Source organism: Dehalococcoidia bacterium (assembly GCA_035528575.1).
Lineage (GTDB): Bacteria > Chloroflexota > Dehalococcoidia > E44-bin15 > E44-bin15 > DATKYK01.
In genome coordinates this window covers 65856-79942 of record DATKYK010000024.1, presented here as the reverse complement: position 1 = coordinate 79942, position 14087 = coordinate 65856, and the positions used below count along the sequence as shown (strand labels likewise).

Below are 14087 nucleotides of genomic sequence, written 5' to 3'. Positions count from 1 at the left end.
TTTAAATGTCCAGCCGCTACTGCTTGGGTTCTGTCTTCATCTGTTGAGTTACTTTCTTCGGTTGAATCTTGTAGTAGGAATTACGTTGACAGTTCTCCATGCAGAGCCTGCAATTATTGCACCTTTGGGAGATACGTTCGATGGTGCCATCTTGCTTGCTAATCATGGCTCCAACGGGGCATGCATCAGCGCAGTAGGCAAAGCTGCACCGACTGCAGTACTTCCTCTTCCAGTGAAACCAGTAGAACTCGAAGTAAATGTGATAAAGCAGCAGTATGATAGCGGAGAAGAAAGCGATATCATGAATGAATAAGGACACATTGAATACGCTGGATGGTACTATCTCTTTCAGAAACCACTGTAACGTTCCAGTCGTTACGACGATGATAAAACCAATCGATATTAATAACTTGTGTTTCCTCTTCCAGCTATTAATAGATGGTGTCGTAGAGGCCTTTCTGCTCCAGACTGCGGCTTCTTTAAGCCACTGTAGCGCGGCACCGCGGTTCACTAATGTATAGATTATAGGTGCGCTCACAATGGTGACTGCAGCGATGCGGTGGATAAGACGGGTCCAGCTACCGGCGGCTAATGCTGAGAAAGTGGGTGTGTATATAATCAAGCCGGTAGCTAATAGTGTAAAAAAGGCTCCTGCTACGACCCAGTGTAATATTCGACGGTTGTTTCTTGAATTTTTTACACGTACATTATCGTCATTCATGTTATACACCCGGCTAATATAGCGTTAAGAATCATCCTGCTTCTCCGCAGTCGCGACAGCTGGCGAGCCAGAGCCAGAGAATTGGGCAGGCGTGAGTGCATCACGTTCCCTCCCTGACCATAGTTCTGGCCCGCAATTAGCGAATTCCTTTTCTGCGCCGCAGAACTGGCACATGCCTTTGCTGGTAGGGCCATCGGCAGGCTCGATTATCCAGTAGTGGCAACAATTGCCTTTGCTAGCCGGTTCTTGGGGCGCAGTCTCCAGTCTTTTTACCATCACGCATCCCCTGTTTGATATCCAAATTTATTCTAGGTCAGGGGATGACGACTGTATGCGACTTTTATCGCATAGAGGCAGCGATGAGATGATAGGATAGGCACGGGGCAACCCAAAGGGGGAGTATGAAAAGGAGGATAGCGGGAGTTGCCAGCGCTACTCGATAACTATTTCAAGGGGCCAGCGTATGGCTCCGGTGGGGCAGACGTCTTCGCACTGAGAACACCAATGATTGCAGGAGCTGCACTTTTCTTTCCCTATTATATTTACAACGTTATCGACCAATACCAGGACTTTGCACTGGCATACGCCAACACATAAACCACACCCATCACACTTGTCCCTGTCGATCACCGGCATTTCAACCACTCTCTCAGTTTTCCTCCGTGATCATCATATCACCAGAGCTGACTGGCGGAATGCGACTTTTATCTCAAGAATATGCGTCCACCATGTCTTTAAGGGCTTCTTGATCGGTAATTACGATGCGGTGGCGTTCCAACCTGATCGCCCCTTCATCTTCCAGGGCTTTGAGCGACCTGCCGACTACCTCGCGGACGGTGCCCGCCATGGCTGCCATCTCCTGCTGGGTGAGCCGCGGCAGGGGGCCGTCTCCATCTCTGGCGTGTTCCAGGAGTATCTTGGCTACCCTACCAATAACTGGTCTGAAGGACAGGTCCTCGACCAGTGACGCAAGGATGCGTACTTTTCCTGCCAGGACCTTATTGACATTAAGGGCTACCTGCGGGTGATCCCGGAGGATAACCTCCAGTTCACCCCTTCTTATTCCATAAAGAACCACCGACCCCATCGCCTGGGCACTGGTGAGGTTTGGGCCACCATCGAAGATGGAAACATCATTGATGGACTCTCCGGGGCGCACGATGCGCAGGATCTGCTCTTTACCCTCGGCTGAGCTCTTGAACACCTTCACCGCGCCGGAGGCTACAAAATATAATACCTCAGCGGGCCCCCCCTCGATCAGGACCAACTCCCCTCGCTGCAAGGTTTTCTCAAAGATTAATTCCTTGATCGAATCGAATTCAGCGGGGCTGAGCCCCGAAAAGTGGGGGATGGACTGTAAAAACTCTACTGGAACAGCCATATCTCTTCACCGTGGTCGCCGCGGTGGCACCCGATGAATCATTATACCAGCCATTGGGGGGTGAGGATAGTGCTCATCCTGCCCATTAACGTCGGGGGATTCATCCATCGTGGAGGGGGTGCCGGTAACTTAATCATCTTTAGCGGTTTCAGATACCTTCTTCATGGTTTCGTATGCCTTTATCACCTCTTCTACTGATGCCTCGTCTTCGAGGGTAGTGAGGTCGCCCGGGCTCTGACCCATGGCTATTGCCTTGAGAACGCGACGCATGATTTTGCCGCTCCTCGTCTTAGGAAGCGACTCCACGAAGTAGACCTCCTCAGGGGTAGCGATAGGCCCGACGAGAGTACGCAGGTGCTTGCCGATCTCCTTCTTCAGATCAGGTGAGGGCGAAACGTCAGCTTTGAGGGTAATAAAGAGGACAATAGCATCCCCTTTTATCTCATCCGGTTTGCTGGCTACGGCAGCCTCAGCCACAGCGGGATGTGATATGGCGGCATCTTCCAATTCCGCTGTGCCGATACGATGTCCCGCCACCTTGAGCACCTCATCGGCTCTACCCAGGAGCCAGAAATAGCCATCCTCGTCCCGCATAGCGAAGTCGCCGGTATAGTATGACCCGGGAAAGCGTGACCAGTAGGTATCCTTATAACGCTGCGGGTCGCCATATATATCGAGAAGCATGCCGGGCCAGGGCTTCCTTATTATTAGCAGTCCCGTCTGATTTGGTGGAAGCTCGTTTCCCTCGGGATCAACAACGGCTGCATCGATTCCTGGTAATGGGAAAGCTGCAGAGCCCGGCTTAAGGGGCATTGACTCAATCCCCGGTGTAGGTGATAGCATTGTGCCCCCGGTCTCCGTTTGCCACCAGGTATCAACGATGGGACATCTCTCTTGACCTATGTTGTTGTAATACCAGTACCACGCCTCCGGGTTTATCGGCTCGCCGACACTACCCAGAAGCTCAAGGCTGGAGAAGTCGTGTTTCTGCAGCATCTCCTCGCCATGGCGCATAAACATGCGTATTGCCGTTGGTGACGTGTAGAAAATGCTGACGCCGTACTTTTCCACGATATCCCACCACCTGTCCACAGTGGGGAAGTCAGGAGCCCCGTCGTACAGGACAATGGCTGCGCCATGGGAAAGGGGAGCATACACGATGGAGCTGTGGCCGGTTACCCATCCCACATCGGCGGTGCACCAGTAGACCGACTCCTCCTTTATATCGAAAACCCACTTATATGCCGAGTGGTTGTAGACAAGGTAGCCTCCCGTGCCATGTATTACACCTTTGGGCTTTCCCGTTGTCCCTGAGGTGTAGAGTATATATAGCGGATGAGTAGACTCCATCGGCTCGGGCTTAACCATCCTATCGGCCTCGTCCAGCAGGTCTGAAAGGTAGAAGTCCCTTCCTCTCTGCATAGGAACCGTCTCCCCTGTTCTTTTAACCACGACTATCTTCTCAATGACAGGCGACAATTTAGCCGCCTCATCGACTATCTCCTTGAGCCCAAGGAGCTTGCCGCGGCGGTAGGCGCCATCGGAGGTGATGATCACTTTTGCCCCTATGTCGTTGACCCTGTCCGCTATGGATTGGGAGCTGAATCCCGAGAAGATCACCGTATGCACAGCACCTATGCGGGCGCAGGCGAGCATGAATATAGGGAGTTCGGGTACCATGGAGAGATAGAGGGCGACCGCATCCCCCTTCTTGACGCCGAGATTCTTCAGCATCGAGGCGCAACGGTTGACTTCCCGAAAGAGGGTGGAATAGCTCAGCACCCTGGTCTCTCCCTTCTCCCCTTCCCAGTATATCGCCACCTTGCTCCTGCGCCATGTCTGTACATGGCGGTCAACGCACTGATAGCTGGCGTTGAGCATACCTCCGACAAACCAGCGCCCGTACGGTGGCTCCCAGTCAAGGACGCGATCCCATGTCTTGTACCAGTCCAGCTTTCGCGCCTCCTCGGCCCAGAATCCCTCAGGGTCCTCTAGTGAGCGCTGGTGGATTTCTGCATAGCGCTTTGATGGCCACATACGCGCACCTGTAGGTAGAGAGCTGGCGCTGTCTGATCCGCGATCATCAATCATGTACTTCCTCCTTAATTATTCGGATATTGGGTCACCAAGGCAAATATTTTCACGAACAAGCGTGCTCGAATCTAATTGATATTAAGAACGTGGTCGATGCTGTCTGGTCAGGCCTGACTTTCAGCTTCTAGTCCTATTTCACCAGGCTGCTTACTGGAGAAATCAAACTCGCGTTTCTTCCTGGAGTTGAGCCCCCGTTCCAGGTCCTCCTCCTTTAGATGATAGCCAAATTGGACCGCACTCAGGTTTTCCTCCCTGTATTTAAGGGGGAGCACGTTGGCCAACTCCTCTTCAGATATTTTAACATCTACCAGGGCCATTAAGCGTCCCAGTGCAATCATGTTGCCGAAGATCTCTCTGCCGAATTGCTCTATTCCCAGCCTGCTGAAGGGGATTTCCTCATCGGTGCAGAGTCCCGTCTGGCACACCGTCTTTACTGCGTGAAGTCCCTCTGCCTTGTTGGAGAGTTTAAGCAGGATATCGGCATCTTGAATCACCGGGTTGGCGATGGGCTCTTTATCGAAGGTGAGGTAGGCTACGCTCATAGCGCCTCTTACTGCTGAGTCGTAATCATAGAGCAGGCTTACCTCGTAACCGAGGTTGGCCAGCAGTGTTGCCAGGCTATGAGATATCACCCGCACTCCCTGACCCCCCTCTCCTGAGATGAAGACCTTTACCATTGCGGACTCCTTTCTACCCGCGGCGGACGATCCCGATTTCCTCGGGACTCAGGGTCTCGGTACCGTCAGGTGCCCTTTTATATGTTCTGCGGAAGTGCTGCAGCATTTCATACGATGAGTTGAACCCCAGCCGGCGCCCGTTGTTCTCAATGCAGTGGCAGGCGATATCTATAAAGGCAAAGCCTGGCCAGGCAATCGCCTCCTTCATGCAGTTGCGGAGGTGGAGTTGATGGTATACAGTTGTCTTGGCGTAGAAGTACCTAGAACCGGCTTTCATCAGGTTCTGTAGATTTACCGGATCATAGGCAGCGCCGGCAGGTGAACTCACCGTTTTGGTGTCGCGGGGAGTTGTCGGCCCCGCCTGACCTCCGGTGAGGGCGTAGACATTATTATTATTACAGAGCAAGGTCAGGTCCGGGTTACGCCGGGTAGCATGCAGCAGGTGGTTGCCGCCGATGCTGGCCAGATCGCCGTCTCCGGAGACCACTATCACCTTGAGATCCGGGTTCACCAGCTTCACAGCCTCAGCAACGGGCAGCGTGCGGCCATGTAAGGTATATACTCCATCGACATTCATGTAGCCGGCAAGCCTGCCGGTGCAGCCCACTCCGGATATAACCGTGCTGTTAGTATAATTAAGTCCCAGTTCATCCATCACCATCGCCAACTGGATCATTATTTGCCCCAGCCCACAGCCAGGACACCAACTGGTGGGCAAAGTGTCCAGTTTAATAAGATCCTTGAACATCAAGACACCTCCCGTTCAAGCTTTTCCCGCAAGCCTTGCTTGGCCAGCTCCAGGTTGATCCTCCCGCCGAGTAGCGGTACGTGGATCACATTTCTCTTAAGCTCCCGCTCCACCAGACAGGCATACTGGCCATCGTTGGCTTCGATGACCGCAACCTTCTCGTAGCCCTGAGCATGGTTACGAAGCTCATCGCCGAGCATAGGGAACATGCGTATCGGCCGAAATAGCGCGAAGGTGGAACCGAGCGGGGCAACCACCCGCGACACGATACCGTACGAAATGAGTAGCGTATCGCTCGCCGGGTTTCCGCTGAACTCGTAGTCACTATAGTGGGCTGCCACCTTTTCATGTCGGGCCTTGACTTTGGTAAGCCATTCTCGATACACCCCGGCATCGGCAGTTCGCGGGTTACCTTCCTCATCGTGGGCCAGGCCGGTAAAATACCGCTTCCCGGTCCCCAGAGGTGGCCTGGTACGCGGGATAACGTCTAACTTAATGACATCGAGGTCGACCACCTCGTTCAGATGTCCCACAAAGGCGTCGCTGAGCAGGACAACGGGCGACAGCGATTCTTCTGCGGCGTTAAACGCAGTGATGGCATAACGATAGCACTCGGCAACTGAGTTGGGATAGAAAGCCAGGGGATAGTAGTCACCGCTGCTACCATAATTTGTCTGCACAATATCCTGCTGTGCTGGCATGGTGGGCATCCCCGTGGCTGGCCCCACCCGTTGAATATTTAGAAATACCGTCGGCACCTCCACCTCGTGAGCGTAGCCGATTGCCTCCTGCATCAGGGTGAAGCCTGGACCGGAAGTTGCGGTAAAAGACTTGGCACCGGCCAGCGAAGCGCCGATAATGGCATTGGCGGCAGCCAGTTCGTCCTCGCTCTGGATGAACCTAAAGTTTGGATCCTTGACAGACTGTTCCGCGGCCATGACCAGGACCTCTGTTGATGGGCTAATGGGGTAGCCAGCGAAGAAGCTTGCGCCTGCCTTTAGGGTGCCGAGGAAGAATGCTTCATTGCCCTGAACCAGGTGCTTCATCATTGTCCCTCCTGGGACCTGGGCTTGATTACCTCGATGGCTAGGTCGGGACAGAGTCTCTGGCAAAGGCCGGTTCGGTCACAACGGCCTTCTATCTCCATGATGGCATCGTCCTTTAGCTCCAGTGCCTGCCTGGGACAGGCCTCCACACAGATGTGACAACGCTTGCACCAGAAGGCATTCCATCGGATATTGTCATACTCGATCAACTTGGGTGATGCGGTAGTCACGGGGTGATTTCCTCCTTTCAGCTTCCTATGGGCCTACGGCAACTAAAATAGGCGATCTTGGCGTCTCTCCTCCTCACGTTTTCCCTCCCGCTATGGCCAAGGAAGGATCATCAGTGGATAGGATATTTAGTATCTGCAATGCCCGCTCCTGGGCTGCTTCCCAAAGTTGGCAACAGCTAGGTGGCATTTCCCTGAGGAGAAAGGAGCGAAGTTCCGCTGCCATCTCAGCAGCCCGGGCACGGCGATGATCTTCATGAAGCGCTTTATATCCCTGTAACTTTCGCGGGCCTTCGCTGCCTCCCTCGGCAAAATGCCAGTCTTTGAAGGCCACGCCACAGCCCACCCGAAATAGCATACTGCCCAAAGGTGTGGCTACCGGGGGAATGCCGCACCCGATGGCGAGCCTGGTCTCCGCCTGCTCCTCACTCTCGTATTCTACCATTATGTGTCCGCCGGGCGGGATAAGGTCAGAGAGATAATGAAAAAGGCGTTCTATTTCAGCATCCGAGAGTATAACCTCTCGTTCCGTGTGAATAATATTTTTTACCAGCTTTATCACCTCAACCCAGTTATAGCTGGGATAGGGACCGGAGTGGTGCAGCGCTAGTAATAGAGGCTGACTTGTGTTACCGAACTGATCCCGCAAGTTTATTCGAAAATAGTGCGCACCCACGCGATTCTTGGGCCCAAGCTCTATTTCCATAGTGGCCCCGCCAAGCGGTTTGCCCTCAAGCCTGGCTAAGGGATGATGGCTTCCCTTGGCAGTAGTCCATATATTCACTTTGGGCTCCTCTCACCGAGAAATCACGCGGAGGAGGGCAAGGTAAAGCGGTGTACCGTGAAATATTCTTTCGATCTCCTCAGCCACTCATATTCCTCTTCCAGCAGATCCAGGTGCCCTTGCTCAACCTTGGAGAGCTTCTCAAACATGGCCTTGCCACTTGGATCTGGGGTATTTTTAGCAAGACCGGTGTAAAATGAAGTCGCCTGTCTCTCTGCAGCTATGGCTTGCTTTAGAATATCCAGTTCCGGGGCATCCTCAGTAAGCTTAAACTTGACCTCTGAGGCTGAAGGAAATTCCGTGCATTCGATAGGATGAGATATATCACCATATTCGCAATAACCTTCTTCCGAAAGCCACGTTCCATCTTCCTTAACCTTTTCCCATTGCTTCTCCAGTATGTTTATATGTCCCCTCTCCTCCGATGCCAGCCATGATAACATCTTCCTACCGCTCTCATTGGCAGTCTTGGCAGCAGCATCGCTATAGTAGCGGTGGGCCTCCCTTTCTCTTTTAATAGCCAGGCTTAGTGCTTCCTGTTCGTTCATCGCCTTTATCCTCCTTAAAACTTTCTTGCAGACGGTATCTTCTCATACTCAGGGAATTAGTGACCACACTTACTGAACTGAAGGCCATTGCTGCTCCGGCGATTATTGGATTGAGTAAAAATCCGGTGAAGGGATATAGTATCCCGGCGGCGATCGGGATACCTGTGGTATTGTAGATAAAAGCCCAAAGGAGGTTCTGCTTGATCTTACGCATAGTATAACAGCTCAGGTCCAGGGTTCGAACTACGTCTCGAAGGTCATCTCTCACTAGAACTATGCCTCCCGACTCGATAGCTATATCGGTACCCGATCCGATAGCGATACCGACATCAGCCTGAACCAAAGCCGGTGCGTCGTTAACACCATCGCCAACCATAGCTACTGAATGTCCCTGCTCCTGGAGCCTCTTTATCTCAGCGGCTTTATCCTGGGGCAAAACCTCTGCCAGCACCCGATCGATACCCAGGTTGTGGGCGATACTTTCCGCACTCCCCCGATTATCTCCGGTGATCATGATCACCTGCTTCCCTCGGCGCTTGAGCCCAGCAACTGTCTCGGCGGCAAAATCCTTTGCTGTATCCGCAACTGCAATTATCCCAATAACCCTGCCCTCCGTTGCTACCAGCACCACTGTTTTTCCTTCTTCCTCCAGTTGTCTTATCCTTTCCTCCGCAGCCGACGTATCTATGCCTTTGTCAGCGAGTAGCTTCCTGTTTGCCACAAGAATGGATGTACCGTTATATCTTGCCTCCACACCCTTGCCCGGTATAGCGAGGAAGCTCTCTACCTCTGGAATAGCTATTTCCCTTTCCTCAGCCTTGCTAACGATGGCCTCGCTGAGATGGTGCTCCGAGCGCTTCTCAGCCGCGGCAGCCAGCTTCAGGACGTCATCGGTGGATTGAGGATTGGAGAGCGGGATTATATCCGTGACCTCGGGCTTGCCTCTGGTCAGTGTTCCTGTCTTATCGAATACGATGGTATCTACCTGGCAGGCCCACTCCAGAGTCTCTGCGTCCCTGATGAGGATGCCATTCTCTGCCCCAAGACCAGTTCCTACTATTACCGCTGTAGGCGTAGCCAGGCCAAGGGCACAGGGGCAGGCAATAATAAGTACCGCGATAAAGGCGGTGAGGCCAAAGACCAGCCCGGACCCCGATAGATACCAGGCGAGAAAGGTAACCACGCCAATAGTCAAAACAGCGGGGACAAAATAGGCCGATACCCTATCGGCCAGCCGCTGTACCGGGGCTTTACTTCCCTGGGCCTCCTCTACTAGCCTCACGATCTGGGCCAGCGCGGTGTTTTTGCCCACTTTGGTGGCTTTGAACTTGATCCATCCGCCCTTATTCATCGTGCCGCCGATAACCTCGTCACCGATGTTCTTCTCTACCGGGATGCTCTCACCGGTTAAGAGCGATTGGTCAACTGAAGAGCTTCCATCCAGAATTACCCCGTCTACTGGGACGCTACCCCCTGGCTTTACGATTACCGCATCCCCCATGATGACTTCCTCCACTGGGATCTCTTGCTCCCGCTCATCTCTAACCACCAGTGCTGTTTTGGGCTGTAGTTCGAGAAGCTTGCGGATAGAAGCCGAGGTTCTCCCCTTGGCAAGGGCCTCGAGTAGCCTGCCGAGCAGGATAAACGCGATAAGCATCCCCGCTATTTCATAGTAAAGGTCATCTCTTCCATAATTGGGATTACCGCTCCATATCAAAATGGACGAGGCTAGGCTCCAAAGATAGGCGGTGCCGGTGCCCAGGGCGATGAGAGTATCCATACTGGCACTGCGGTTCTTCACCACCGTCCTGAGCCCCACAGTGTAAAACTGGTAACCGGCGGCCACAATAGGGGTTGCGAGCAGCAATTGGATCAGGGCCATACTCCCATCGGTAAGGGAGGGAAGGGGCAGCCCCACATGGTGGCCCATAGCAAAGTAAAGTAGGGGGAGAGCGAAAATTGCCGCCACCAGGAGCTTTATTTTAAGGGTCTTTATATCACGCTGCCGCGCCTCTTTCTCGCGGTCAACGGTAGTCTCTGCCACAGGGGTATAGCCAGCGTCCTTTATTGCTTTTTTAATAGCTTCTGGGGTAGTCAATGCCGGGTCGAAGGCTATTATTGCCCTTTCATTGGTGAAAAGCTGGCTGGAGAGTATACCCTTGATCCCCTTGAGCGCTGCCTCGACGGTGCCCACGCAGTGAGCATTATCCATGCCGATCACCTTGAGATTGAGCGTCTCGGCTTCTTCCTTGATCACGCTGTAGCCTGCCTTTTCGACCGCCTGCTCCAATTCCTGAGTAGTCGCTTTCGCTGGGTCGTATTCCACGTACGCCCTCTCAGTGGCAAAGTTCACCGCAGTTTTGGAGACCCCGGTTACTTTTTTCAGAGAATACTCTATGGTAACTGCGCAGGCGGCACAGTGCATGCCCTTTATATATAGGGTGGCTCTCTCTAAATGATGTTTGAGCGCTTCTTGCTCCTCGGAAGGCTTTGGCTCGTTAGATATAGGCTCTAGCAAGCCCTTTTGGGAGAGAAATTTATCTCGGCAGCCCGGGCTACAGAAGTAGTAAGTCTCGCCCTCGTACTGTAGCCGAAGCCCGGTTTTCTCATCTACCTCCATCCCGCATATCGGGTCTTTTGCCATAATACTGATTCCTCACTGCAAATCTAATCTATAAACCTTGATCTTGTTACCAAAAACATTCCCACTTCATAGGTTTTCATTACCTCATATTGTCCTGCAACCTTGTTACCCTTGCTCTTGTCGCTGCGCGATAGCCTAAGTTGCAGATAATAGCCACCCGCATTTTAATGGCGCTAGCTCTACAAATATTTCAGCTTGTTATGATGAAGTCTGCGAAACTTCTCTACCTTGGGCGCAATCACGGCAAGGCAGTAAGGTTGTTCAGCGTTTTGCATGAAGTATTCTTGGTGGTAATCCTCTGCAGGATAGAAAGACCTAAATGGCGTGACCTCTGTAACAATCGGAGCATCCCAAACACTTGCCGCGTTCAATTCTTCGATTACCTGCTCAGTAATTACCTTCTGTCTATCATTATGATAGAAAATCGCAGAGCGATACTGGGTTCCTATATCCGACCCCTGTTTATTCAATGTCGTTGGGTCATGTATGGAAAAGAAAACCTCCAGCAATTCTCTAAAGGAAGTTACCTTGGGATCAAAGGTGATCTGAACCGCCTCGGCATGCCCTGTTGTTCCCCTACACACTTCACTATAAGATGGGTTTACCACAGTACCACCCGAATAGCCTGATGTCACCTGCTCCACACCATTCAATTTATCAAAAATAGCCTCAAGACACCAGAAACAGCCACCGGCGAGTGTAGCGACTTCCTTGGACATCGTAGCCTCCATCTGTGGGCTAGATTTCTGTTAATTCCATCACCCTCTCTCATCATCGGAGTAAGGGCTAGTGGCGATCGGCCAGTGATGTTAATGCCCACCTCCTGCATCACCTTTTTTCGTCTCTAATCTCGCTCGTATCCACTGGAGGGATTCTTATTTTGGTTAGGGATTTCGGATAGAAGGCATTCAGGATCAGTCTTCCTGATAGAAGAGGGTGTCGTACAATACCTCCAACCTGTATTTATGCTTCAGCTCGTCGTGGACTAACCTCTCGCAAAGGTGTTTGACCTCCTCATCACGGAGGGCGCTCATCATCCGGGAGTAGAACTCCACAGCATGCTGCTCCCGCTTCATGGCAGTAACGAGCGTGCCCTGCAAGCCGGCCCCTTCCAGCTTGTCACTGCCTGTCAGGTACTCACTTATCATCAGATTGTGTATCTTCTCCCTGCGCCACTGTCCCTTTTTCCAGTCCCTCTCTTTTAGATCTTTCAGCGTATGCGCGTGGCGACGCTCCTCTTCTGCCAGCTCTTTCATCAATGCCTTGGCCCCGGGATCGTCGGTATTGTTCTGCCCAGCTGAGTAGAACGCCTCGGCAGCAACCTCTTTGTAAACTGCTGTCTCTAGTAACTCGGTTAGTTCATCACTCATATTAAGATCCCTCATAAGGTTGATCTATCGTAGTATCGACATCTCAAGAACCTCTTTTAACGCTAAATCTCTTCGAAGATGGTATCGGCTTCACTTCGGCAAACTTTGCAGACCAGGGTTGCCTGCTTCGGGCTTTCCTTGCTTGAATCCGTGACCTTCTCTTCTTTTACCCTTAGCTCGGCTTCACATCCACATTTCTCGCAGATATAAGTCTTTTTCTCGTCATCAGGCACCATGTCCCACCTCCCTTTTCATTCTTAGTCGTGTCTCATATCCATATTTCTCGCAGACACAAGTTTTTTCTCGACATAAAGCACTATGTCTCATGGATACTTTTCGCTATTATCTTGCCGAAGTCAATACATTTCTCTATTTCGTCTTTATCGGGCACGAACTTTAATGCGAGTCCTGAGTCCATCAATCTAAATGATGGGGGCATGTTTCTCCTTACCCTCAGTTTCTCGACTTTTTAGAATATCTCGAAATTTAATTTTTAACATAATTTCGTAGAATGCTATCAAGTGAAGTTGTGCTCTTTGTGTTTTTCAGCAATAGTAGTTGCGAGACTATCCAGTGCCTTGAAATCGTCTTTTGTGGGGAAACCTTTACATAGCACCGGCTCCAGTATCTCTACCTTCAGGTTAGTGAGCATCGCGGCGAGTTGCTCAACCGCCTTGCCCCCCCAGCCGTAAGAGCCAATAACAGAGACGAAGCTCAGCTTCGGCCTCAAGGCGTTTGCCAGGAAGGTAGCATATACAACGTTTGGATGCGGACCAGCTAGCACGGTGGGGGTACCGATAATAACAGTCGCCGCATCCACCAAAGCTATTGCGAGTTTACCGATATCTGTTGCCGTCAGATCGAATTGCTTCACCGTCACGCCTCTTTGGGTTAAAGCTTCAACAAGATAGCCTACCATTTCATGGGTGCTGCCATGCATTGAGATGTAAGGCAAGACAACGATGTTTTTAGGTTCATCGAAGACCCAGCTATGATATGCTTTCAAGATGAACTCCGGTCTATCATGGATAGGCCCGTGGCTAGGAGCGATGATGTCAATTGCATAGTCCTTTATTTTTTCCAGGTTCTTCTGGATATTCGTTCGGAAGGGCATCATGATTTCCGCAAAGTATCTCTTGGCTGCTTCATAGACCTGCCCTTCGTCAGTTAAATAAAGGTCTGTTGTGGCTAGATGAGAACCCAGAAAATCACAGGTGAAAAATATTTTATCTTCTCTCAAATAGGTAAGCATTGTCTCTGGCCAATGTACCCAAGGAGCATGGATAAACTCCAGCGTTCTATCACCTAGCGAAATGGTCTCTTTATCCTCGACTGTTATAAACCTCTTCTCTGGAATCTTGAGCAGGTCAATGAGCATCCCTTTGCATTTGGGCGTAGCAATGACCTCTGCCTGAGGGTATTTCTCTAGGACTTTAGGGAGAGCACCGGAATGGTCCTGCTCTGCATGATGGGCAACAACGTAATTTATGTTCTCCACCCCAAGCTGGTTGAGGTGGTTTATCAGCACGCCCTCCATAGTGGGATCTACCGTATCAATAAGGGCAGTCTTTTTGCTGCCCTTAATTAGATATGAGTTATAGCTTGTGCCATCGGGAAGTGGTATAAGTGCGTCAAATAGCCTTCTAGCCCAGTCTATCGCACCCACTGAGTAAATATCATGTTTTATTTCTCTTACAGCCATTTTAAACCTTCCTTTTCAAAATCATTCTTACTTTACCAGCACCGGAGTTTGGACGTTCCTAATAAGTAGTATACGCTGAAAGTATAGAAAAGCGTGGCATACCTGACAAACCTGGTAGGATTCTCTACTGATTCAGTCATTCCCT

16 protein-coding genes are annotated in these 14087 nt (G+C 51.4%); 1 reads left to right on the top strand and 15 read right to left on the bottom strand.

What is annotated here, in order from left to right:
* Positions 1-16: 16 nt before the first annotated feature.
* Both VMX96_05825 and VMX96_05820 read right to left on the bottom strand, forming a co-directional pair.
* Entirely contained in the window at positions 17-721 is a 705-nt protein-coding gene (locus tag VMX96_05825; GenBank protein ID HUU63420.1) for a cytochrome b/b6 domain-containing protein, read from the bottom strand.
* Between the two features lie 24 nt (positions 722-745).
* Positions 746-997 (bottom strand): hypothetical protein, encoded by a 252-nt coding sequence (locus VMX96_05820; protein ID HUU63419.1) that lies wholly within the window; start codon positions 995-997, stop codon positions 746-748.
* Between the two features lie 147 nt (positions 998-1144).
* Between VMX96_05820 and VMX96_05815 the strand changes: the two genes are divergently transcribed.
* Positions 1145-1318, top strand: coding sequence for a hypothetical protein (locus VMX96_05815; GenBank protein HUU63418.1), 174 nt, complete (start codon positions 1145-1147; stop codon positions 1316-1318).
* Positions 1319-1430: 112 nt separating this feature from the next.
* Here the strand turns inward: VMX96_05815 and VMX96_05810 are convergent, their stop codons facing one another.
* The 13 genes from VMX96_05810 to VMX96_05750 all read right to left on the bottom strand — a co-directional run bounded on the left by VMX96_05810 (position 1431) and on the right by VMX96_05750 (position 13942).
* Positions 1431-2102 carry a Crp/Fnr family transcriptional regulator gene (locus VMX96_05810; protein ID HUU63417.1) on the bottom strand — a complete coding sequence of 224 codons (672 nt, stop codon included), beginning with the start codon at positions 2100-2102 and terminating at the stop codon, positions 1431-1433.
* Between the two features lie 129 nt (positions 2103-2231).
* Positions 2232-4193, bottom strand: coding sequence for an acetate--CoA ligase (acs, locus tag VMX96_05805; GenBank protein HUU63416.1), 1962 nt, complete (start codon positions 4191-4193; stop codon positions 2232-2234).
* Between the two features lie 107 nt (positions 4194-4300).
* On the bottom strand, positions 4301-4873 hold the full coding sequence (locus VMX96_05800) for a 2-oxoacid:acceptor oxidoreductase family protein (GenBank protein HUU63415.1): 573 nt from the start codon (positions 4871-4873) through the stop codon (positions 4301-4303).
* A 13-nt stretch (positions 4874-4886) separates the two neighbouring features.
* Positions 4887-5621, bottom strand: coding sequence for a thiamine pyrophosphate-dependent enzyme (locus tag VMX96_05795; GenBank protein HUU63414.1), 735 nt, complete (start codon positions 5619-5621; stop codon positions 4887-4889).
* On the bottom strand, positions 5621-6670 hold the full coding sequence (locus VMX96_05790) for a 2-oxoacid:acceptor oxidoreductase subunit alpha (GenBank protein HUU63413.1): 1050 nt from the start codon (positions 6668-6670) through the stop codon (positions 5621-5623). The genes VMX96_05795 and VMX96_05790 overlap by 1 nt, the downstream gene beginning before the upstream one ends.
* Positions 6667-6897 (bottom strand): 4Fe-4S binding protein, encoded by a 231-nt coding sequence (locus tag VMX96_05785; GenBank protein ID HUU63412.1) that lies wholly within the window; start codon positions 6895-6897, stop codon positions 6667-6669. Before VMX96_05785 ends, VMX96_05790 begins: the two co-directional genes overlap by 4 nt.
* Positions 6898-6970: 73 nt before the next feature.
* Positions 6971-7678, bottom strand: a complete 708-nt coding sequence (locus tag VMX96_05780) for a DUF1122 family protein (GenBank protein ID HUU63411.1) — start codon at positions 7676-7678, stop codon at positions 6971-6973.
* A gap of 23 nt (positions 7679-7701) precedes the next feature.
* Positions 7702-8226, bottom strand: a complete 525-nt coding sequence (locus VMX96_05775; GenBank protein ID HUU63410.1) for a ferritin family protein — start codon at positions 8224-8226, stop codon at positions 7702-7704.
* Positions 8192-10870, bottom strand: coding sequence for a heavy metal translocating P-type ATPase (locus VMX96_05770; protein HUU63409.1), 2679 nt, complete (start codon positions 10868-10870; stop codon positions 8192-8194). The genes VMX96_05775 and VMX96_05770 overlap by 35 nt, the downstream gene beginning before the upstream one ends.
* A 179-nt stretch (positions 10871-11049) precedes the next feature.
* Positions 11050-11589, bottom strand: coding sequence for a peptide-methionine (S)-S-oxide reductase MsrA (msrA, locus tag VMX96_05765; GenBank protein HUU63408.1), 540 nt, complete (start codon positions 11587-11589; stop codon positions 11050-11052).
* Positions 11590-11784: 195 nt separating this feature from the next.
* Positions 11785-12240: a ferritin family protein gene (locus VMX96_05760; GenBank protein ID HUU63407.1), complete on the bottom strand. Its 456-nt coding sequence runs from the start codon at positions 12238-12240 to the stop codon at positions 11785-11787.
* 62 nt (positions 12241-12302) lie between these two features.
* Positions 12303-12476 carry a hypothetical protein gene (locus VMX96_05755; GenBank protein HUU63406.1) on the bottom strand — a complete coding sequence of 58 codons (174 nt, stop codon included), beginning with the start codon at positions 12474-12476 and terminating at the stop codon, positions 12303-12305.
* Between the two features lie 281 nt (positions 12477-12757).
* Positions 12758-13942, bottom strand: coding sequence for an FprA family A-type flavoprotein (locus VMX96_05750; protein HUU63405.1), 1185 nt, complete (start codon positions 13940-13942; stop codon positions 12758-12760).
* Positions 13943-14087: the final 145 nt, after the last annotated feature.